General features: G+C 73.5%; 19 protein-coding genes. 9 read left to right on the forward strand and 10 right to left on the reverse strand.

Features of this window, described 5'->3' with window-relative positions; genetic code table 11:
* Positions 1–40: 40 nt before the first annotated feature.
* The 3 genes from AB0J53_RS29640 to AB0J53_RS29650 all read right to left on the reverse strand — a co-directional run bounded on the left by AB0J53_RS29640 (position 41) and on the right by AB0J53_RS29650 (position 2,326).
* The gene (locus AB0J53_RS29640; protein WP_357590076.1) at positions 41–256 is read right to left on the reverse strand and encodes a hypothetical protein; all 216 of its coding nucleotides are present in this window, start codon (positions 254–256) and stop codon (positions 41–43) included.
* A 22-nt stretch (positions 257–278) separates the two neighbouring features.
* Entirely contained in the window at positions 279–863 is a 585-nt protein-coding gene (locus tag AB0J53_RS29645; protein WP_357590078.1) for a helix-turn-helix domain-containing protein, read from the reverse strand.
* Between the two features lie 98 nt (positions 864–961).
* Positions 962–2,326 carry an MFS transporter gene (locus AB0J53_RS29650; protein WP_364178553.1) on the reverse strand — a complete coding sequence of 455 codons (1,365 nt, stop codon included), beginning with the start codon at positions 2,324–2,326 and terminating at the stop codon, positions 962–964.
* Positions 2,327–2,448: 122 nt separating this feature from the next.
* Here AB0J53_RS29650 and AB0J53_RS29655 point away from each other — a divergent pair, with 122 nt between their 5' ends.
* Positions 2,449–3,942 (forward strand): cobyric acid synthase, encoded by a 1,494-nt coding sequence (locus AB0J53_RS29655; RefSeq protein ID WP_364178555.1) that lies wholly within the window; start codon positions 2,449–2,451, stop codon positions 3,940–3,942.
* Between the two features lie 24 nt (positions 3,943–3,966).
* Here the strand turns inward: AB0J53_RS29655 and AB0J53_RS29660 are convergent, their stop codons facing one another.
* Positions 3,967–4,425: a winged helix-turn-helix domain-containing protein gene (locus AB0J53_RS29660; RefSeq protein WP_219503781.1), complete on the reverse strand. Its 459-nt coding sequence runs from the start codon at positions 4,423–4,425 to the stop codon at positions 3,967–3,969.
* A 121-nt stretch (positions 4,426–4,546) separates the two neighbouring features.
* Between AB0J53_RS29660 and AB0J53_RS29665 the strand changes: the two genes are divergently transcribed.
* The 3 genes from AB0J53_RS29665 to AB0J53_RS29675 are packed head-to-tail and all read left to right on the forward strand — an operon-like array spanning position 4,547 to position 7,249.
* Positions 4,547–5,458, forward strand: a complete 912-nt coding sequence (locus tag AB0J53_RS29665) for an ABC transporter ATP-binding protein (RefSeq protein ID WP_219503784.1) — start codon at positions 4,547–4,549, stop codon at positions 5,456–5,458.
* The gene (locus tag AB0J53_RS29670) at positions 5,436–6,227 is read left to right on the forward strand and encodes an ABC transporter permease subunit (RefSeq protein WP_364178559.1); all 792 of its coding nucleotides are present in this window, start codon (positions 5,436–5,438) and stop codon (positions 6,225–6,227) included. Before AB0J53_RS29665 ends, AB0J53_RS29670 begins: the two co-directional genes overlap by 23 nt.
* 2 nt (positions 6,228–6,229) lie before the next feature.
* Entirely contained in the window at positions 6,230–7,249 is a 1,020-nt protein-coding gene (locus AB0J53_RS29675; RefSeq protein ID WP_364178562.1) for a helix-turn-helix domain-containing protein, read from the forward strand.
* Positions 7,250–7,583: 334 nt separating this feature from the next.
* Here AB0J53_RS29675 and AB0J53_RS29680 read toward each other — a convergent pair whose 3' ends face one another.
* Both AB0J53_RS29680 and AB0J53_RS29685 read right to left on the reverse strand, forming a co-directional pair.
* Positions 7,584–8,189, reverse strand: a complete 606-nt coding sequence (locus AB0J53_RS29680) for a LysE family translocator (RefSeq protein WP_219503792.1) — start codon at positions 8,187–8,189, stop codon at positions 7,584–7,586.
* A 69-nt stretch (positions 8,190–8,258) separates the two neighbouring features.
* The gene (locus tag AB0J53_RS29685) at positions 8,259–9,206 is read right to left on the reverse strand and encodes a quinone oxidoreductase (protein ID WP_364178565.1); all 948 of its coding nucleotides are present in this window, start codon (positions 9,204–9,206) and stop codon (positions 8,259–8,261) included.
* On the opposite strand from AB0J53_RS29685, the gene AB0J53_RS29690 reads away from it, so the two are divergent.
* Entirely contained in the window at positions 9,205–9,465 is a 261-nt protein-coding gene (locus AB0J53_RS29690; protein ID WP_364178568.1) for a DUF1330 domain-containing protein, read from the forward strand. The two genes, AB0J53_RS29685 and AB0J53_RS29690, sit on opposite strands and share 2 nt — an antisense overlap.
* Positions 9,466–9,712: 247 nt before the next feature.
* On the opposite strand, the gene AB0J53_RS29695 is transcribed toward AB0J53_RS29690, so the two are convergent.
* Entirely contained in the window at positions 9,713–10,585 is an 873-nt protein-coding gene (locus tag AB0J53_RS29695; protein WP_364178571.1) for a virginiamycin B lyase, read from the reverse strand.
* Positions 10,576–12,078 carry an ABC-F family ATP-binding cassette domain-containing protein gene (locus AB0J53_RS29700; protein WP_364178808.1) on the reverse strand — a complete coding sequence of 501 codons (1,503 nt, stop codon included), beginning with the start codon at positions 12,076–12,078 and terminating at the stop codon, positions 10,576–10,578. The genes AB0J53_RS29695 and AB0J53_RS29700 overlap by 10 nt, the downstream gene beginning before the upstream one ends.
* Positions 12,079–12,254: 176 nt before the next feature.
* Here AB0J53_RS29700 and AB0J53_RS29705 point away from each other — a divergent pair, with 176 nt between their 5' ends.
* The gene (locus AB0J53_RS29705; RefSeq protein ID WP_219503804.1) at positions 12,255–12,803 is read left to right on the forward strand and encodes a TetR/AcrR family transcriptional regulator; all 549 of its coding nucleotides are present in this window, start codon (positions 12,255–12,257) and stop codon (positions 12,801–12,803) included.
* 7 nt (positions 12,804–12,810) lie between these two features.
* On the opposite strand, the gene AB0J53_RS29710 is transcribed toward AB0J53_RS29705, so the two are convergent.
* The gene (locus AB0J53_RS29710; RefSeq protein ID WP_308125706.1) at positions 12,811–14,436 is read right to left on the reverse strand and encodes a serine/threonine-protein kinase; all 1,626 of its coding nucleotides are present in this window, start codon (positions 14,434–14,436) and stop codon (positions 12,811–12,813) included.
* A 6-nt stretch (positions 14,437–14,442) separates the two neighbouring features.
* Positions 14,443–15,393, reverse strand: coding sequence for a hypothetical protein (locus AB0J53_RS29715; RefSeq protein WP_364178576.1), 951 nt, complete (start codon positions 15,391–15,393; stop codon positions 14,443–14,445).
* 188 nt (positions 15,394–15,581) lie between these two features.
* Between AB0J53_RS29715 and AB0J53_RS29720 the strand changes: the two genes are divergently transcribed.
* The 3 genes from AB0J53_RS29720 to AB0J53_RS29730 all read left to right on the forward strand — a co-directional run bounded on the left by AB0J53_RS29720 (position 15,582) and on the right by AB0J53_RS29730 (position 20,059).
* Positions 15,582–15,848, forward strand: a complete 267-nt coding sequence (locus AB0J53_RS29720; protein ID WP_219503810.1) for a DUF6504 family protein — start codon at positions 15,582–15,584, stop codon at positions 15,846–15,848.
* Positions 15,848–19,423: a DNA polymerase III subunit alpha gene (gene dnaE, locus AB0J53_RS29725; protein ID WP_364178579.1), complete on the forward strand. Its 3,576-nt coding sequence runs from the start codon at positions 15,848–15,850 to the stop codon at positions 19,421–19,423. Before AB0J53_RS29720 ends, dnaE begins: the two co-directional genes overlap by 1 nt.
* A gap of 108 nt (positions 19,424–19,531) precedes the next feature.
* Entirely contained in the window at positions 19,532–20,059 is a 528-nt protein-coding gene (locus AB0J53_RS29730) for a hypothetical protein (RefSeq protein ID WP_364178582.1), read from the forward strand.
* Positions 20,060–20,090: the final 31 nt, after the last annotated feature.

Consider the following 20,090-nt stretch of genomic DNA (forward strand, 5'->3'; position numbering starts at 1 on the left):
CAGAAGGAGTACGGGCCGTGCACCTTGATACACCATAAGTTCAGATCAAATCTCCTGAAATTTCAGTCACTGCTGCCCGCCTGGTCGCGCTGTGTTGCACCAGCCTCAGACCCGCCTCGATCATGGCCCAGCCGAGCGCACCCGCCCAGGCGGTGCGGGCGGGCCGGTGATGGCGGGCCCGCCGCCACCGCCGGGCGTCCGCACGCAGCTCGGCGGCGCGGATGCGGTCGAGGCGTAGGTGGATGTCGGGGTGCATGGGGGTGACCTCCTTGCGCCGGTCAGGGGCGCGTGGGGAATCCGTAGAGGTGCAGGACGACGTTCTCGCGGCCTTCGACGTCGCCCGCCTCGGCGGCTGACGTGGCGTGCGCCTCCCAGCGCCGCAGCACCTCGGCGAGCTCGTCGTTGAGCCGGGTCAGCTCGTCGGCGGTGAGCCGGGGCAGATACTGGGAGCTGAAGGCGGCGGCGCGCCACTCCGGGTCCCAGGCGGACTGCTCGTCGAGGTAGCGCTCGTAGAGCTCGTTGTGCTCGCGGAAGGCCAGCCTGGTGAAGGACGCGTAGGCGGCGGCCCGTTCGGGGGCGTCGCGGAAGTCGCGGTCCTGGATCTGCAGGCCGCGGTCGATCTGCCACCAGCGCTCGCGGCCGTCGGCGCTCTGCGGCTCGGCCTCCAGGATGAGGCCGTGGGCGGCGAGCTTGCGCAGGTGGTAGCTCACGAGGGAGACCGCCTCGTCGACCTGGTCGGCCAGGTGGGAGGCGGTGGCCGTGCCCGCGTGGGACAGCGCCCGGTAGAGCTTCAGGCGCAGCGGGTGGGCCAGCGCCTTGAGCGTGCCGAGATCGGTGATGCGGCGGTTCTCATCCCGTGCCATGACCCGAGCGTAGATGCACAACAAAAATTGCGCAACTTTTCTTTCGCATCTCAGCATCCTGAGGCCCGGCCCCCGGGTGTACGGGGGCCGGGGGTGGGTCAGGAGTGGCGGGCGGCGTCGAGGACCTTCGCGGCGTCGCGCTCGAAGGAGGCGCGGGCGCCGAGCGTGAGCAGGCCGCCGATCACCATCGGGACGATCAGGATGTACATGCCGCCGACCAGCGAGCCGAGCTGGTCCGAGGCGATGCCGACGATGAGCGAGCCGAACGCGCCGCAGCCGGTGATGAGGAGCTGGAGCGCGGCGAAGCCGAGCCCCCGGGCGCTGGCCGGCACCACGTCCGCCAGGCAGGCGGTCATGTTGGGGATGGCGACCGACATGGACGTGCAGGCGATGAGGGTGAGGATCGCCATCGGCCACAGCGAGTCCATCGACAGCGCGACGGCCAGGACGAGCGCGCCGATCGTGATGCCGCCGCCTCCGGCCAGCAGCCGGCCGCCCTTGCGGGTGCCGTGCCAGGTGCGGCCCAGCCAGGAGCCGATCAGCGTGCCGGTCAGCGTGCCCGCGATGGTGATCAGGCCGGACACCGAGCCCGCGGTGCCGGCCGCGACGCCGAAGGTGCGGACCATGAGCGTCGGCAGCCAGAAGAACACCCCGGCCAGGCCCAGCGTGAGCAGCCCGAGCCCCACGCAGACGAACACCAGCGACGGGATGGTGAGCACCTGCCGCATCTGCCTGCCGAACGGCACCTTCTCCGTGGTGGGGACGGTGTCGGGCGTCGGGGCGGGCACCGGCTCGGCGGCGACGGTGGCGGTGTTGGCGCCGGCGGCGGAGCGGGCGACGATCCGGTCCAGCTCGCCCCGGCGCGGCTCCTTGAGCATCCAGACGAGCACGGCGGTGAGCAGGCCCGGGATCACCATGATCATGAACGCGTTCCGCCACCCGTACGCCTCGCCGAGCACCCCGCCGAGCAGGGTGCCGACGCCGCCCAGGTAGGTCGTCACGCGGGTCAGGCCGTACGCCTTGGCCCGGGTGACGGGCGGGTAGTAGTCGGCGAGCAGGCTGCCGGAGGCGGGGTTGTCGATGTTCTCGGCGGCGGCGAGCAGCACCCGCATCAGGTAGAACATCACGAACCCGGTCGCCAGGCCGGTGCCGAGCGTGGCGACGGCCCAGATGAAGACCACGACGGCGATGATCCGCGTGCGGTTGTACCGGTCGGCGAAGTAGCCGGCCGGGATGGCCACGATCGCCCCCGCCAGCGCCGCCGCCGTGGGGATGGAGCCGGCCGCGGTGTCGCTGAAGCCCCATTCCCGCTGCACCAGGGGGAGCACGCCCGACAGCAGGTTGGCTTCCATGCGGTCGACGAGTCCGACGATGAAGAGCACCACCAGCGGCGCCCAGCCGAACGGCGCCCGGGCGGCCGCGTCGATCCTGCCGGTCCGGGGCGAACCCAGCGTTCCGACCATGCCTCACCTTCCAGGAGGAAAATCTAGAATTCTGTTCTAGGCGAACGTTCTAGTTAGAGTGGCAGAAGTCACAGGATTCGTAAATGGGTGGTTCCTCACGATTTCCCACTAACCTGCTCCAGGTGAAGGGCGCACTCCTGGTCGCGGGCACCACCTCCGACGCCGGCAAGAGCGTGGTCACCGCGGGCATCTGCCGCTGGCTGGCCCGCCAGGGCGTGCGCGTCGCGCCGTACAAGGCGCAGAACATGTCGCTCAACTCGTACGTCACCGCCGACGGCGCGGAGATCGGCCGGGCGCAGGCGATGCAGGCGCAGGCCGCGGGCCTGGAGCCGGTCGCCGACATGAACCCGATCCTGCTCAAGCCCGGCAGCGACCGGCGCAGCCAGGTCGTGCTCATGGGCCGCCCCGTCGCCGACGTCGACGCGATGGAGTACGGCGAGCTGCGCGACCTGCTGCGCGCCACCGCGCTGGAGTCGCTGGCGCGGCTACGCGACAGCTACGACGTGGTCGTCTGCGAGGGCGCGGGCAGCCCCGCCGAGATCAACCTGCGCCCCGGCGACATCGCCAACATGGGCCTGGCCAGGGCCGCGAACCTGCCGGTGATCGTGGTCGGCGACATCGACAGGGGCGGGGTGTTCGCCGCCTTCTACGGCACCGTCGGCCTGCTGGAGGCCGCCGACCAGGCGCTCGTCGCCGGGTTCGTGGTCAACAAGTTCCGCGGCGCCCGTGAGCTGCTCGAACCGGGCCTCGACCAGCTCAGGGAGCTGACCGGGCGGCGCGTGTACGGGGTGCTGCCCTGGCTCGACGGGCTGTGGATGGACGTGGAGGACTCGCTGGCCCTGGACGGCCGCACGGTCGCGGCGCGCCCCCCGTACGGCAGGCGGACGCTGCGCGTGGCGGTCGTGCGGCTGCCCCGCATCTCCAACTTCACCGACGTGGACGCCCTGGCCGCCGAGCCGGGCGTGGTGGTGCGCTTCGTCACCGACCCCGCCGGGCTGGAGGACGCCGACCTCGTGGTGCTGCCCGGCAGCCGCGCCACCGTGTCCGACCTGGCCTGGCTGCGCCGCACCGGCCTGGCCGACGCGCTCGTGTCACGTACCGGGCCGATCCTCGGCATCTGCGGCGGCTTCCAGATGCTCGGGCGCGAGATCGTCGACGAGGTGGAGTCGGGCGCGGGCCGCGTCGACGGCCTCGGGCTGCTGCCCGTGCGCGTCGAGTTCGCCGCCGGCAAGATCCTGGGCAGGCCGTACGGCGAGGCGTACGGGCAGCCGGTGCGCGGCTACGAGATCCACCACGGCCGGGCCACGGTCGAGGGCGGCGAGCCGTTCCTGGACGGCTGCCGGGTGGGCGCCGTGCAGGGCACCACCTGGCACGGCGCGCTGGAGAACGACGGGTTCAGGCGCGCCTTCCTGGCCGACGTGGCGGCCCGCGCCGGGCGCGACTTCGTCCCCGACCCCGCCACCGACTTCGCCCGGCTGCGTGAGGAGCGCCTGGACGCGCTCGGCGACCTCGTCGAGCGGCACCTCGACACCGGCGCGCTGCTCGACCTCATCACGGACGGCCCGCCCGGGGCGCCGGCGCTGCCGCCCGGCGCTCCGCGACCCAGGCGCCGATGACCTCCAGCGCGGTCTCCACCCCGCTCACTCCCGGCCGGCGACGTCCGTGGCCGCGGCCGCCAGGGCCAGCACCGGGAACACGGCCTGCGGCGGCACCCGGTAGACGCCGCGTTCGGGCTGCTCGACCAGGCCGGCCGAGGCGAGCGTCTTGAGGTGGTGGTAGAGCTGCCCCTGCGAGGCCAGCGCCAGCTCGCTCTGGAGGTCGGCGATCGGGCGGGGGCCGCTGAGCAGCAGTTGCAGGATGCGCAGCCTGGCGGGGTGGCCGGCGGCGGCGAGCACGGCGGCCATCGGCGCGGCCGGGCGCTCGACGAGCCAGCCGGGGGAGCGGGCCGACTCCCACCGCCACCGGTAGCCGCCCAGCCTGGCCTCGCCGCCGTAGACGACGCGGCCGGTGTCGTCGTCGGCGGGGGCCGCGACGGCCTGCCCGCCTTCCAGGGCGGCGACGCGGGCCTCCAGGGCGCGCACCCGTTCCTCGATGTCCACGCCAGCACTGTACTCAGGAATTCCGGATAAACGGTGTTGCCGGGTGCCGGAAGCGAACCGCCTCCCTCGCTGCCGGATCCGGCCGGTGACGCGGACGGGGACCGGGCGGGATCATTCCGGCATGACAGCGGTGGTGCGGGCCGAAGGGCTGACGAAGTACTACGGCAGGCGCCGGGGCCTGGAGGATCTCACGCTGGAGATCCGGCCGGGAGAGGTCTTCGGCTACCTGGGACCGAACGGCGCGGGCAAGACCACCACGATCCGGCTGCTCCTCGACGTGATCAGGCCCACCCGCGGCCACGTCACCGTCCTCGGCGCCGGCTCGCGGGAGGCCGCCGTGCGCGCCAGGATCGGCTACCTGCCGGGCGAGCTGGCGCTGGAGGGCAGGGAGCGGGCCCGGGACTACCTGGCCTTCCTCGCCCGGGTGCGCGGCGGCGTGCCGCCCGCCCGGATCCGGGCGCTGGCCGAACGGCTGGACGCCGACCTGTCCGTGCCAATGCGCAAGCTCTCCAAGGGCAACAAGCAGAAGGTCGGGCTCATCCAGGCGTTCATGCACGAGCCGGAGCTGCTCGTCCTCGACGAGCCGACCGGCGGGCTCGACCCGCTGGTACAGCAGGAGTTCCTGGCCATGGTGCGCGAGGTGCGCGCCTCCGGCCGGACCGTGCTCATGTCCTCGCACGTGCTGGCCGAGGTGGAGCACGTCTCCGACCGGGTCGGCATCGTACGGGCCGGACGGCTGGTCGCGGTCGAGAACGTGGCGGCGCTGCGGGAGAAGGCGGTGCGCCGGGTGGAGCTGCACTTCGACGCGCCGGTCCCGGCCGAGGCGTTCGCCGGGCTGCCCGGGGTGCGGGAGCTGCGCGTGGAGGGGGCGGCGCTGAGCTGCACGATCGACGGGCGGCCGGACGCGCTGGTCAAGGCGGCGGCCCGGTTCACCGTGGTGCACCTGGTCAGCGAGGAGCCGGATCTGGAGGAGATCTTCCTCACCTACTACAGCGAGGAGGGGCGAGACGATGATCGCCAAGAGCCTGCGTGACTTCAGGCGGTCGCTGATCTGGTGGGCGATAGGGATCAGCGCCTTCATGACCATGTATTTAGGGATTTATCCCAGTATTCGGGAGAATCCCGATCTTTATGGGGCGCAGGCGTTGGCCAAGTTCCCCGGCGCGCTGCGTGACCTCATGGGCGGGCTGCAGGACATGACCAGCGGCGCCGGCTACCTGCAGTCGGTCGTCTACCAGCTGTTCGTGCCCATGCTGTTCGCGGTGTGCGCGATGCTCGTCGCCAACCGCGCCCTGGCCCAGCCCGAGGAGGCCGGCACGCTGGAGCTCGTCGTCACGCTGCCGGTGGACCGGCGGCGGCTGCTCCTGGAGCGCTTCGCCGCCTTCGCGCTCGGCCTGCTGGCCGTGGCCGTCGTCACGCTGCTGGTCACCTGGGCGCTGGCCGAGAGCGTCGCGCTCGGCGTCGGCGCCGACCGGCTGATCGCCGCCCACACCGGCGTCTACCTGGTCGGGCTCTTCTTCGGCAGCCTCACGCTCGCCGCAGGCGCCGCCTCCGGCCGCCGGGCCCCCTCGCTGGCCCTGGCCGGCGTGTGGGCCGTGCTCGGCTACGTGGTCGTCACCGTCGGCCAGAACGTCGAGGCGGTCGCCTGGCTCAAGTGGATCTCGCCGTTCCACTACTACGCCGCCGGACGCCCCCTCTACCAGGGGCTTCCCGTGGGGGACTACCTTGTGCTGGCGGGCGCGAGCGCCGTGCTCGTGCTCACCGCCGTGCTCGCCTTCGACAGACGCGACGTAGGAGTCTGACCGTGACCCCCGAGGTGCCCGCTGAGCTGCTCGGCGGGCACCTTCACGCGCTCCGGCTGGCCGCCCGCAGCGGCCGGCTGCCCGACCGGGCCGCGCTCGACGCCAACCGCGCCGCCGGAGCCCGCGCCGCCGAGCTGGGCGTCCCGCTCCCGGCGCTGGTCGACGCCGCGCTCGCCGCCGCCGACGGGCTCCCCGGCGTGCTGCCGGCCCTGCGCAGGGCCATCGCCGCGCTCCTCGCCGGGTACGAGCAGGCCCAGCTCGACGCCCTGCGCGGCGCCTCGGCCGAGCGCCGGCAGTTCGTCGACGACCTGCTGCTGGGCCGCGCCGAACGCCTCGCCGAACGCGCCGAGCACTTCGGCCTGCGCCTGGCCGAGTCGTACGTCGTGGCCGCCGCCCGCGGCCTCGCCGACCCGTCGGACGCCGCCCAGCCCGAACGCATCGAACGCGACCTCATCGCCCGCTTCGGCTCCCACAACATCCTGCTCGCCGTCCGCGACGGCCTGCTCGTGTGCGTCGCCCCCGCCACGCTGCCCGCCGCCGTCGGCGAGTTCACCCATCACGTACGCGCCCGCTTCCCGGCAGGCTGGCGCGTCGGCGTCGGACGTCCGCAGCGCGGCCCCGGCGGCATCGTCGCCTCCTACCGCGAGGCCGCCGGAGCGCTGGACCTGGCCGACCGGCTCGGGCTCAATCACGACGTCGTCAGGGCCGCCGACCTGCTCGTCTTCCCCGTGCTGCTGCGCGACAGGAGCGCCATGGAGGACCTGGTGACCAGCGTGCTGAGCCCGCTGCTGGAGGCGCGCGGCGGTCACGCGCCGCTCCTGGAGACCCTGGAGGCCGTCTTCGCCGCCCAGGGCAACCAGACGGCCGCCGCCCGCAGGCTCGGGCTCAGCGCCCGCGCCGTCACCTACCGGCTGCAGCGCATCCGCCGCCTGACCGGCTTCTCGCCCGACGACCCCACCCAGCGCTTCACGCTGGAGACCGCCGTTCTCGGCGCCCGCCTGCTGGACTGGCCGTGGGAGTGACGAGCCTGGTCTGCAGGCCGTCGAGGAAGCGGTCCAGGCCGTAGGCGAAGTTCTCGTCGCGCAGCCGGGCCGGGTCCGTCCGCTCGCCTCCTGCGTCGACCTCCCGCAGCCGCGGGTGCTCCCGTACGGCCTCCTCGTCCGCCGGGCGCAGGCTGCCGGCCAGCTACGCGCACGACCCCGTCACCGGCGAGCTCGTTGTCTGGTACGAGGCCGAAGGCGGCAAGTACAGCAGGCCGCCCGTGTTCGAGGGAGGCGGCTCACCCAGGCCGCGATGGACTCCGCCACGACGCCCCGGCTGCACCGCGACTTCTGGACCACCGCGTACCTGATGTGATCACTCCACCGCGAGCCGTACGCCGAACCCCACGATGACCACCCCCGTGACGCGGTCCAGCAGCCGGCGCACGGCCGGGGCGCGCAGCAGCCCGCCCATCACGGCCGCGAACGCGATCAGCACCCCGCTCCACACCAGCCCCTCCGCCACGTGCACCCCCGCCAGCAGCAGGCCCGACGCCGCGTCCGCCTGGTCCGACGGCAGGAACTGCGGCAGCATCGCCACGTAGAAGGCGCCCACCTTGGGATTGAGCAGGTTCGTGACCAGCCCGCGCCGGAACCCGGTGCGGAACCTCACCTCCCGCTCGGCCGGCGCCTCCACGTGCGCGTCCTTCCTGACGAACAGCAGGCGCAACCCCATCCACACCAGGTACGCCGCCCCCGCCCAGCGCAGCACGTCGTAGGCGAACTGCGAGGCCGCCAGCAGCGTGGACAGCCCGGCGACCGACACCAGCCCCCACACCAGCACCCCGAGCTGGACCCCCAGCGCCACCCCCCATGCCGGACGCCGCCCGGCCAGCAGCGACGTCCGCAGGATGAGCGCCGTGTCCAGCCCCGGCGTGACGGTCAACAGCGCGACAACTAAGGCGAATCCCGCTATGTCCATGCGGGTCACAGTAAGGGATTTCGTGTGGGGAGATTTCCCCTGAAGAGATGGAGGCGAAGGCCGGTCGCGTCAGGGGATGAGGAGCAGCTTCCCCGTGGTGCGGCGGGCCGCCAGATCCTCCTGCGCCCGCCCCGCCTCCGCCAGCGGATAACGCCCCGACACCGTCACCTTCAGCTCACCCGAGGCGATCCAGCCGAACAGGTCACGCGCCCGCCACAGCAGTTCCTCCCGCTCCGCCACGTAATCCACCATCGTCGGCCGCGTCAGGAACACCGAACCCGCCCGGTTGAGCCGCTGCGGATCCACCGGCGGCACCGGCCCGCTCGCCGCCCCGTACAGCACCATCAGCCCGCGCCTCCGCAGCACCTCCAGCCCCGCGTCGAACGTCGCGGCGCCCACCCCGTCGTAGACCACGTCGACCTCGCCGCGCCACGCCTGCGCGAAGTCGTCGTACTGCCGGACCTCGTCCGCCCCCGCCTCGCGGGCCAGTTTCGCCTTCGCCTCCGTCGACGCCGTCGCCAGCACCCGCGCTCCCCGCAGCTTCGCCAGCTGCGTCAGCAGCAGCCCCACCCCGCCGGCCGCCGCGTGCACCAGCACCGTGTCGCCCGGCTTCACCTCGTGCGTCGAGTGCGTCAGGTAGTGAGCCGTCATGCCCTGGAGCATCACGGCCGCCGCCTGCTCGGCCGGCACTCCGTCCGGCACCGGCACCACCCGGTCCGCCGCGACCACGGCCTTCTCCGCGTAGGACCCCATCACCCCGGCCCACGCCACGGTGTCGCCCACGGCCACGCCGTCCACCCCGGACCCGACGGCCGACACCACCCCCGCGCCCTCCGACCCGATCCCGCTGGGCAGCTGAAGCGGGTACAGGCCGGAGCGGTGGTAGATGTCGATGAAGTTCACGCCGCTCGCGGCGACATCCACCACCACCTCCCCGGCACCGGGCTCCGGATCCGGACGCTCGACGTACTCGAGAACCTCTGGGCCGCCCTGGGCGGCGATCACGATGGCACGCATGCCCCTAGTCAACCCCGCCCACGCCCTTCCCCCCGCACCGCCCCACCCATCCAGCGAATCCGCCCCCCAGAACCTGCCCAACCCCCCGCGCCCAGTCGACGCATACGAAGCTGGAATCGCCGAGCGCGTCGTCCTGATCGAGTTCGACAGCTTCGAACAGGCGGTCGCCGCACGCGCGAGCGCGGCCTACCAGAAGGCGCTGGCCGAACTCCCCGACGGCTTCGAGCGCGACTTCCGCATCATCGAAGGCCTCGACTGACCGAGGTCCGGCCGGATCCTCACTGAAGATCCACCATCTCGGCTTTCGCTGGTGCGGCTGCTAGTGTGGCGGGGTTCGTGGGTGTGGCCAAGTGGCTGAGCGGCCGGATTGGAGAGTGGGAGCTCGGTCGCGGAGGTCGGGCCTCGCGTGCGCCGGTCATGGGATGGCCGGTACGGCGGGTGCCCGGTTGTGCACACGCCGTACCCGCACACCGGTGCCCCCGGCGCACCGGTGCCCCGGGGCGTCGTCAGGCCGGAGGTTTCATGCGGGCGAGGGTGCCGGATTCGAGGGCGGTCCAGATGGCGCCGTCGGGCCCCAGGGTGAGGCCGTGCGGCTCGGCGGGGGTGTCGGGGGTGGCGGGGAGGGGGTGCTCGTCCACCGCCCCGGTGGTGGTGATGCGGCCCAGGCGGCCGGTCGCCCAGAGGGTGAACCAGAGCGCCCCGTCGGGACCGGTGACGATGGCGTGCGGGCGGGAGGCGCGGTCGGGGAGCGGGAACTCGTCGATCTTGCCCGTGACGTCGATGCGCCCGATCTGGCCGGCGCCGATCTCGGCGAACCAGAGCGCCCCGTCGGGGCCGGGGGTGATGTGGACCGGGGCGGCGCCCTCCGTGGGCAGGGCGTGGACGGTCACCTCGCCCCCGGTGGTGATCCGGCCGACGGCGTTGCCCTGGTTGAGGGTGAACCAGAGCGCGCCGTCGGCACCGGCGGTGATGCCCGAGGGCATGCCTCCCGGCACCGGGACCGGGAACTCGGTGATCTCACCGGTGGGCGCGATCCGGCCGATCGTGTCGGAGCGCATCGAGGTGAACCACATGGCCCCGTCGGGCCCGGCCACGATGCCGTAGGGCGAGTCGGCCTCGTACGAGGTGACCTCGCCGGTCGCGGAGATCCGCCCGACGCGGCCGCCCTGGAATTCGGTGAACCACATCGCCTCCCCGCCCGGTCCGGGCGTGATGACGGTGGGCCCGCCGTCGGCCGGGGTGAGCTGGTGGATCACCGGCTCGCCGCCGGGGAGCAGCCTGCCGATGCGGCCCTCGTGGACGAGCGTGAACCACAGCGCGCCGTCGGCCCCGGTCGCGATGCCGTAGGGGGCACCTGCGGTGATCTTGGTTACGTGCATGCGAGTTCCCCCGATATCTCCAGCGTGGCGCCCCGCCAGCGGCGGCACAGCGTGCGGTCGTGGGACACGACGACGAGCGCGCCCCGGTAGTGGTCGAGTGCCTGCTCCAGCTCTTCCACCAGCGTCAGCGACAGGTGGTTGGTGGGCTCGTCGAGCAGCAGCAGGTCGTGCTCGCCGGCCAGCAGCGTCGCCAGCGCGAGCCGGCGCCGCTGCCCGACGGACAGCGCTCCCACCCGCAGGTCGAGCGTCTCGGGCCGGAACAGCCCGGTGGCCAGCAGCGCCGCCCGGCGCTCGTGGCGGGGGCCGTGCCCGTAGGCGTCCAGCACCGGCAGCGCCGGATCGTAGGCGACCTCCTGCGGGAGCAGGCCGACGGACCCGCGCGCCTGCTCGGCGACGGCGTGGAGCAGCGTGGACTTGCCCGCGCCGTTGGCCCCGCGGATCAGCACCCGGTCACCGGCCGCGACGCTGAACCGCTCGACGACCAGCCGGTCGCCCACCCGTACGTCACGCACCTCGGCGAGCACGCGCCCGCCCTCCTCCGGCGCCTGGCCGGAGCGGTGGGACTGGGCGAAGGAGCCGCGGAAGCGGAGCGGCCGGGGCGGCGGCGGCACCGGGTCGGCCTCCAGCCTGCGCAGGCGCTCCTGCGCGTTGCGCACGCGGCTGGCGATCGAGCTCTGCACGCGGCCGGAGTTGCGGTCGTAGGCCATCTTGTTGTTGTCGCGCATCGCCCGCCCGGCGGCGACGCGGTGGGCGGTGGTGGCGGCGTGCTCGCGCACCTGGCGGACCTCGTCACGCCAGGCCGCGTGGGCCTGCTCCTGCCGGGCGCGGGCGGCGGCCTTGGCCTCCAGGAAGCCCGAGTAGCCGCCGCCGAAGCGCGTCACGCCGCCCGACTCGACCTCCAGCACCGAGGTCGCCACCCGGTCGAGGAAGGCCCGGTCGTGCGAGACGGCGACGACGGTGCCGCGGTGGTCGCGCAGCCGCTCTTCGAGCCAGGTCAGCGCCGACTCGTCGAGGTGGTTGGTCGGCTCGTCGAGCAGCAGCGTCTCGGGGGAGGCGGCCAGCAGGCAGGCCAGGCCGAGCCGGGCCTGCTCCCCGCCCGACAGGCTGGACAGCACCCGGTCGCGCCCGACATGGGTCAGGCCGAGCCCGTGCAGCGACTTGTCCACCCGGGCGTCGGCCTCGTAGCCGCCCCGGGTCTCGAACGCGGTCGCGAGCTCCCCGTACTCCTCCATCCGGTCGGGGGTGAGGTCGGACTCCAGCTCGCGCATCCGGCGCTCGATGGCCCGCAGGCCGGCCAGGGCGGCGTCGATCGCCTGCCGCACCGTGTGGCCGGGCGGCAGGTCGAGCGTCTGGCCGAGGTGGCCCGCGTCGGCGGGCGGGACGGCCTCGCCCTCGTCGGGCCGCTCGACCCCCGCCAGGAGGCGGAGCAGCGTGGACTTGCCGGATCCGTTCTCGCCGACGATGCCCAGGCGCTCGCCCGGCCGCACGGACATCGACACGCCGGCCAGCACCCGGTGCAGGCCGTACGTCTTGGAAACGTCTCGGAGGATGGTCAGGATGGAGCTCCAATCGCAACTGAGGTAGCTTTAGCTTGCCACAGCCCGCCCGCCAAACGCAACTGGAGTAGTTTTTGGAGACGAGCAAACGTCCGGGAGGGCGGAGCGCCAGGGTGCGCGACGCCGTGCGCCAGGCCACCCTCGCCGAGCTCGCCGAGCACGGCTTCCGCGGCCTCACCGTGGAGAACGTCGCCGAGCGCTCGGGCGTGCACAAGACGACCGTCTACCGGCGCTGGGGCAGCGTCGAAGGGCTGGTCTCCGACGCGCTGGAGCTGGCCCGCACCGAGCCGTGGCCCATCCCCGACACCGGCAGCGTGGAGGGCGACCTGCGCGGCGTCGCCAGGCTGGTGCAGAGCGGGTTCGACGACCCGGAGCTGGGGCCGGTGTCGTCGGCGTTCGTGGCGGCGGCCATGCAGAGCCCCGAGGCGGCCCGTGCCCTGCACGACTTCTTCGAGTCGCGCCACGAGCAGTCGTCCCAGGTGGTGCGGCGGGCGGTCGAGCGCGGCGAGCTGCCGGACACGGTGGACGTACGCGAGGTGATCAGGGTGGCGGTCGCGCCGATCTACTACCGGCTGTTCGTCGCCCACGAGCCGGTGACGCGGGACGACGCCGACCGCGCCGCCGACGCCGCCCTGGCGGCGGCCCGCGCGGGGGTGCTCTGAGCGCGGGTCACGGCTGCTGCCGGGCGCCCCGCAGCTCGAAGTCGTCCCAGGTGGTCTTCAGCAGGGACTCGCCGTCCTTGGGCACGCGGGCGAACAGCCCGACCGGGCCGTTGGCGATGCCGTTGGGGTCGTCGGCCTGCACGACGCGGTCGCCGTTCACCCACATGGACAGCCGCACCGTCTTGCCCGTCTGCTCGCAGGCGGCCTCGATGCGGACCTTGCCCTCCGGCTTGCCGGCCTCGCCCTGGGCGAGGGTGCCGCCCGAGCCGTCCCAGATGCGTCTGATCCGGGCGGTGCCTGCGGTGTCGAGGCCGAACTCGTAGTAGGTGCCGTCCTCGGCCGCGTGGCAGTAGACGCCGTAGACGCCGCTCCCGGTGATGTGCTCGACCTCGGCGCTGACGGCCACGAGGACGGTCTCGGGCAGCATCGGGGTGGGCGTGGCGGACGGCTCGGGGGCGGCGGTGGGCGTCTCGGTCAGGAAGGGGACGGCGGCCTCGGCCCAGTTCTCCTCGTCGCCCTGCTCGACGTCGAGCCCATAAGTGCCGTCGGTGCGGTAGCCGAAGCTGGCCTCGTCCTCGGCGTCGTAGGTGCCGGACCAGCCGCCGGAGGTCTGCGTGAAGTCCTCGCGGTGCAGGACACCCAGCTCGGGCGGCCCGCCGGAGGAGAGGGCGACCCAGCCGGCGATCCCGAGCCCGGCGGCGACGGCCACGGCCGCCGCGATCCCGGCGTAGAGGCGGCCCCGCCGCGGCGGGCCCGGCGGAGGGCCGCCGGCGGCGGTCAGCGGCGTGGTGGCGCGCTGCCAGGCGACCTGGACGGTCTGGGCCACCTGCTCGGGCCCGGCGGCCCGGCCGACGAGGTGGTCGAGGAGCTGCTGGGCGGTCGGCCGCTGGGCGGGGTCCTTGTGCAGGGCGGCCCGCACGAGCTCGCGCAGGCCGGGCTCGACGTCGTCGAGGTTCGGCTCGGTGTTGAGCACCTGATAGACGATGGCCGGCAGCGTCTCGCCGCCGAACGGTGAGCGGCCGCTCGCCGCGTACGCGATCAGGCAGCCCCAGGAGAACACGTCGCACGCCGGCGAGACGGGGTCGCCGCGCAGGACCTCGGGCGCCATGTAGCGGGGGGTGCCGATCAGCTCGCCGGTGCCGGTGACGCCGCCGAGGGTGTCGAGCGCCCGCGCGATGCCGAAGTCGATCACGCGCGGGCCGACGGGGGAGAGCAGCACGTTGGACGGCTTGAGGTCGCGGTGCACCACCCCGGCCGCGTGGATGGCGGTGAGCGCGGTGGCGACGCTGACGGCCAGCGCGTCGAGGCTGGAGCCGCGCAGCGGGCCGGACTGCTGGACGGCCTGCTCCAGGTTGGGGCCGGGCACGTACTCGGTGACGACGTAGAGCTGGCCGCCGTCGAGCGCCGCCTCCAGCACCGCCGCGGTACAGAAGCGGCGCACCCGCTGCGCCGCGTCCGCCTCCCTGCGGAAGCGCATGCGGAACTGCTCGTGCTGGCTGAACTCCGGGTTGATCACCTTGATGGCGACCTGTTGCCCGGAGGGGTCCTCGGCGAGATGGACCGTGCCCATCCCACCCCTGCCCAGCACGTTCAGCAGTCTGTAGCGCCCGATGTGGGAGGAATCACCGCTCACGGCGGGTCAGCTTACCGACAGGTGACCCTCACGCGCAGTGTCGCGGGTACGGAGCGCGTACGAGATCGCCGCCACCGCCATCCCGGCGCCCCACACCAGGTATGCGGGGACCGACACCCAGAAGAACGCCTCGGGCAGCGCGAGCCCGTCCTGAGGCGGGAAGGGGTTGCGCCCGTTCAGCCGCTCGGACACCATCTGCCCGAGCCCCGCGCCGAAGTAGGCCACCAGCCCGGCCGACACGCCCGCGCCCGGCCACAGCACCAGCGGCCTGGGCACCCGCCGCCCGGCCAGCCCGGGGACCCAGCGCGGCCAGATCCGCCCCCACCGGTGCACCAGCGCCAGCGGCAGCAGCGTTCCGCCCAGCAGGAATGCGGCCTCGAACACCAGCATCATCCAGCCGTCCTCATGAGGCGTCTCCCCGAACCCGACGACGGCCTGCGCCGCGACCCTGATCGCGCAGCCTGCCACGGCGGTGTAGGCGGCCGCGTAGGCCCACCGGGGCGTCGAGGCCAGCGCGGGCAGGGTGTGCCGGCCGGTCCGCCGCCGGTAGCGGAACGCGGCCCGCAGCAGCAGCGCCCCCGTGGTCACGCAGGCGGCCTTGCTCAGCGCGCCCAGCGGGTGGAAGGAGATGCCGAGGCCGGGCAGGACGCCGCCGACGACGTCGAGCAGCAGCAGCGCCCCCGCCACGATCAGCGCGGCCCCCACGGCCCACGCCGCCACCGGCAGCGCCGCCCGCACCGGCCTCGGCGGGTCGGCCGCGAGCATGGCGGCCAGGAGCAGCGCCGCCGCCGCGCACAGCGCGACGGCCCACCACCCGGTGAACACCACCAGGTCGGGGCCGACCGGCGAGAGCCGCTCCGGCATGTTCCCCAGCTGCCAGTACGTGCGCAGCGCCCCGTACAGGAGCGCCAGCGCCAGCGCGAACGCGGTGAGCCGGTCGGGTCGTGTGCTGTCCATGACGCCGATCCTGCTCCGGCGGCGCGGCCCGCGGATCCCCGCCCGGGGCCAGACGCGTCCCCCGCGCGGGGGAGAACGCCGCCGCCGACTTGCGTTGAGGGGGCGTGAGAACATATGTTCGATTCGTAAGCGCCCGCCTTCCCCCGGGTGGCTCAGCAGGAAGAACGAGAGCCGCGGGGAGAAGCGTCTTGAGCAGACTCTATGGCGATCCGATAGAGGTGTGGACCAGGGACGGGGAGCCGACCCAGTTCGTCTGGCGCGATCGTCTCTATCTCGTCAGGCGCGTGCTCGACCACTGGGTCGTGGCGCGCGAGTGGTGGAAGACCGGCGAGGGCGACCCCGGCGAGCGCCGGTTCTGGCGGGTCGAGGCCAGCCCCGGCCGCGAGGTCGGCTCGTACGAGCTGAGGTTCGACACCGCCAGCAACGGCTGGCTGCTGCTGCGGGCGTGGGACTGATGGCGCCGTTCCCGCACCTCAACGTGAGCTCCGCGTACTCGATGCGCTACGGCACCGCGTTCCCGAAGGCGCTGGTGGCGCGGGCCGCCGAGCACGGGATGGACATCCTCGCGCTGACCGACCGAGACGGGCTGTACGGGGCGGTCAAGCACGCGCAGGCGTGCGCGGACGCCGGGATCTCCCCGGTCTTCGGGGCGAACCTGGCGCTCGCCCCGACGGGGGAGCGGCGGCCGCGGACCGGCCCGGGGGCGCAGGACCGGGTGACCGTGCTGGCGCGCTCGCACGGCTGGTCGCGGCTGGCGCGGCTGGTCACGGCCGCCCACTACACGGGCGAGCGCGGCGACCCCCGGGTGAGCCGGGAGCTGATCGGCGAGCACGACGGCGCCGACGGCGGGCTGGTGGTGCTGCTCGGGCCGCGCTCCGACGTGGGCCGGGCGGTGGCAGAGCGGCGCGACGACCGCGCCCGCGCGCTGCTCGCGCTCTGGCGCGACGCGCTGCCCGGCGTGGTGGTCGAGGTGGTCGACCAGTACGGGTTCGGCGACGCCACGACGGCGCTGCGGATGCTCGCGCTGGCCGAGTCGGCCGGGGTGCCCGCGGTGCTGAGCAACGCGGCGCGCTACCTGGACCCGGCCGACCACCAGGTGGGCGACGTGCTCGACGCGGCCCGCCAGCTCGTCCCGCTGCACCCGCGCCACCTGGAACGCACCACCTCGCACGCCTATCTCAAGAGCAGCAAGGAGATGCTGCAGGTGGCCGCCAAGATCTGCGGCGGCGACCAGGAGCGCGTCACCCGGCTGCTGCGCGCCACCCGGCAGGTCGCCGAGGCGTGCGCGATGGAGGCGGCCGAGCTGCTCGCGCTCCGCAAGAGCCCGCCGGACCTGCACCTGCCGGAGATCGGCCGCGACCCGGTGCCGCTGCTGCGCCACCGGGTGGAGGACGGGCTGGCCGAGCGCGGGCTGGACAGGTCGAGGGAGGCGCGGGAGCGGCTGGCGGCCGAGCTGCACATCATCGAGAAGAAGCGCCTGTCCGGATACTTCATCGCGGTCGCCGGCATCACCGACATGATCCGCGGGATGGGCGTGCGCTGCGCCATCCGCGGCTCCGGCGCCGGCAGCCTGGTCAACTACCTCATCGGCATCGGTGAGGTGAACCCGCTCGACCACGGCCTGCTCATGGAGCGCTTCCTGTCGGAGGGCCGCGTCGGGCTGCCCGACATCGACGTGGACGTCGAGTCCGCCCGCCGCCTCGACTGCTACAAGGCGATCTTCGACCGCTACGGCGAGTCGCGGGTGGCCTGCGTGTCCATGATGGAGACCTACCGGGCGCGCAGCGCGATCCGCGACGTGGCCGGGGCCATGGGGCTGCCGCCGCACGAGATCGACGCCATCGCCAAGGCGTTCCCGCACATCAGGGCCATGCAGATCACCGCCTCCCTGCGCGACCTGCCGGAGCTGCGCGACAGCCGCCTCGGCGAGGCCGGCCTGGACCGGGTGTTCCGGCTGGCCGAGAAGCTCGACGGGCTGCCCCGGCACATCGCGCTGCACCCGTGCGGGGTGCTCGTCGGCAACTCCGGCCTGCGCGACCGCACCCCCGTGGAGCGCAGCCTGCTGGAGTTCCCCATGTCGCAGTTCGACAAGGACGACGTGGAGGAGGCCGGGCTGCTCAAGCTCGACGTGCTCGGCGTGCGGATGCAGTCGGCGCTCGCGTACGCGCTCGGCGAGATCAAGCGGGTGGACGACGTCGTCGTCGAGCTCGACACGCAGAGCGGCGACGAGCCCGGCGTCCAGTACGTCCCCCACGACGACCAGGAGACGTACGACATGATCTGCGCGGGCCGGACCCTCGGCTGCTTCCAGATCGAGTCGCCGGGACAGCGCGAGCTGGTCGCCAAGCTGGAGCCGCGCAGGATGCACGACCTGATCGTGGACATCTCCCTGTTCAGGCCGGGACCGGTCAACTCCGACATGGTCACCCCGTACCTGGAGGCCAGGCACGGATGGCGCAGACCGTACTATCCGCACGAGAAGCTGCGCGAGGCGCTGAAGGAGACGCACGGCGTGGTGGTCTTCCACGAGCAGGTGCTGAAGATCATCCAGGTGATGACGGGCAGGGACCTGTCCTACGCCGAGGCGCTGCGGCGCACGCTCGGCACGCCCGAGGGCCGCGACCGGGTGCGCCGCCACTTCGTGCCGCTGGCCAAGGCGAACGGGTTCGACGACGGCGCCGTGGAACGCGCCTGGAAGGTGCTCGACGCGTTCGGCGGGTTCGGGTTCTGCAAGGCGCACGCGGCGGCGTTCGCGCTGCCCACCTACCAGTCGGCCTGGCTCAAACGGCACCACGCCGCCGCGTTCTTCGCCGGGGTGCTGACGCATGACCCCGGCATGTACCCGCCGCGCGTCCTCATCGACGAGGCCCGCCAGTGCGGGGTGCGGATCCTGCCGCTGGACGTGAACAAGTCGGCCAAGGACTGGCGGGTCGAACGGCTCCAGCTCCGCGTCGACCCCGCCGACCTGGCCGGGAGCGACGAGCCGCCCCGGCGGCGGCGCGACTTCAGGATCGAGGAGATCGGCAAGGGCTACGCGCTGCGCGTGCCGTTCTCGGCGGTCAAGGGGGTGAGCGAGGCCGAGGTGGCGCGCATGGTCGAGGGCCAGCCGTACACCTCGCTCGCCGACTTCTGGGACCGGGCGCGCCCGTCCAGGCCGACGCTGGAGCGGATCGTCCAGGTCGGCGGCCTGGACGCGCTGCACGGCCTGCGCCCCGGCGGCCCCCGCTGGAAGCCCGGCGAGCTCACCAGGCGCGACCTGATCGCCCAGGTCGGCGTGCTGGAGCGGACCTCGGCCCACGGCGTGCGGTCCGGGCCGCGCGCCACCAAGCGCTACACGCCCCGCCAGGCCGCCCCCGAACGCCACCTGGCCGCCGTGCAGCTCCCGCTCGGGTTCGCCGAGCACATCCCGCCCGGCGAACTGCCCGAGATGACCGAGACGGAGATGGTCGAGGCCGAGCTGGAGATCCTCGGCATGGACGTCAGCCGCCACGTCATCAGCTTTCACGACGAGCTGCTCGACGGCCTCGGCGTGGTGCGCGCCAAGGACCTGCTCACGCTGCGCAACGGCGCCGAGGTGCTGGTGGCGGGGGTCAAGGTCGCCACCCAGACGCCCGCCATCCGCTCCGGCCAGCGCATCGTCTTCGTCACGCTGGACGACTCGACGGGGCCGGTCGACCTGACCTTCTTCGAGTCGGTGCAGGGCAGGTGCGCCTCGACGGTGTTCGGGTCGTGGCTCATGGTCGTGCGGGGGGTGGTCAGGCGCACCGGCGCCCGGGCCGTCTCCATGCGCGCGGTCGACTGCTGGAACCTGGTGGACCTCGACGCCGTCTGGCGCTCGCGCGGGCTCGACGCGGTCCGGGCGGTCATCGCCGAGACCCCGGAGGAGCGGGGCGGCGTCGGCGGGCGGGCGATCGAGTACGCCAACGGGTTCAGGCTGTCGCCCTACTCCGACCTCGGCCCGGCGATCACCGAGCCGCCGCGCCGCCTCTGGCACGCCAGCCCGGGCAGCTCCGGGCCCACGGCGGCGTGAACAGGGACCGAAGTCCTTCGACGGCGGGCCTTGCGGCACTGCCGGGCGCGGGCCGGAGCCGATGGGATGGGACGTGACGACAGCGATCCACGCAGAGAGGTGCCCGTCATGGCCGTCCATGTGCAGCAGCCCGTCAGGCGTCACACCGTCACCGCCGGCGCCCGCCGCCCGGCCGACTACGTCTGGGCGGCCGCCCGGATCGCGCTCGGCTGGATCTTCCTCTGGGCCTTCCTGGACAAGACGTTCGGCTGGGGGCTCGCCACCCCGGCGGACAAGGCGTGGATCGCGGGCGGGAGCCCGACGACCGGGTTCCTGAAGGGGGCCGGGGAGAACGCGCTCGGCGGCTTCTTCGCCGGCCTCGCCGGTCAGGCGTGGGTCGACTGGCTGTTCATGGCCGGTCTGCTCGGGCTCGGCGGCGCGCTCGTGCTGGGCGTCGGGCTGCGGGTCGCCGCGGTCACCGGCGGCCTGCTGCTCGTGCTGATGTGGGCGGCGGCGCTGCCGCTGGCCACCAACCCCTTCCTGGACGACCACCTGATCTACGCCGTCGTGCTGGCCGGGCTGGCGCTGGCCGACGCCGGGACCACGTTCGGCCTGGGCGGGCTGCCGGTCGTGCGCCGCACTCCCTGGCTCCGATAACCGCGCCCCCGCCGCCCACCCCGGTCTCCTC

This window comes from Nonomuraea sp. NPDC049725, from assembly GCF_040674795.1.
In the GTDB taxonomy this organism is placed as follows: Bacteria; Actinomycetota; Actinomycetes; order Streptosporangiales; family Streptosporangiaceae; genus Nonomuraea; species Nonomuraea ceibae.

Coding starts and splice junctions, on each gene's coding strand:
- AB0J53_RS29640 (WP_357590076.1), bottom strand. CDS start 256: ATGCACCCCGACATCCACCTACGCCTCGACCGCATCCGCGCCGCCGAG.
- AB0J53_RS29700 (WP_364178808.1), bottom strand. CDS start 12,078: ATGTCCGTGCGGCCGGGCGAGCGCCTGGGCATCGTCGGCGAGAACGGA.
- AB0J53_RS29650 (WP_364178553.1), bottom strand. CDS start 2,326: ATGGTCGGAACGCTGGGTTCGCCCCGGACCGGCAGGATCGACGCGGCC.
- AB0J53_RS29685 (WP_364178565.1), bottom strand. CDS start 9,206: ATGCGTGCCATCGTGATCGCCGCCCAGGGCGGCCCAGAGGTTCTCGAG.
- AB0J53_RS29645 (WP_357590078.1), bottom strand. CDS start 863: ATGGCACGGGATGAGAACCGCCGCATCACCGATCTCGGCACGCTCAAG.
- AB0J53_RS29730 (WP_364178582.1), top strand. CDS start 19,532: ATGGCCGTCCATGTGCAGCAGCCCGTCAGGCGTCACACCGTCACCGCC.
- AB0J53_RS29695 (WP_364178571.1), bottom strand. CDS start 10,585: ATGCACGTAACCAAGATCACCGCAGGTGCCCCCTACGGCATCGCGACC.
- dnaE (WP_364178579.1), top strand. CDS start 15,848: ATGGCGCCGTTCCCGCACCTCAACGTGAGCTCCGCGTACTCGATGCGC.
- AB0J53_RS29665 (WP_219503784.1), top strand. CDS start 4,547: ATGACAGCGGTGGTGCGGGCCGAAGGGCTGACGAAGTACTACGGCAGG.
- AB0J53_RS29680 (WP_219503792.1), bottom strand. CDS start 8,189: ATGGACATAGCGGGATTCGCCTTAGTTGTCGCGCTGTTGACCGTCACG.
- AB0J53_RS29670 (WP_364178559.1), top strand. CDS start 5,436: ATGATCGCCAAGAGCCTGCGTGACTTCAGGCGGTCGCTGATCTGGTGG.
- AB0J53_RS29715 (WP_364178576.1), bottom strand. CDS start 15,393: ATGGACAGCACACGACCCGACCGGCTCACCGCGTTCGCGCTGGCGCTG.
- AB0J53_RS29690 (WP_364178568.1), top strand. CDS start 9,205: ATGCCCCTAGTCAACCCCGCCCACGCCCTTCCCCCCGCACCGCCCCAC.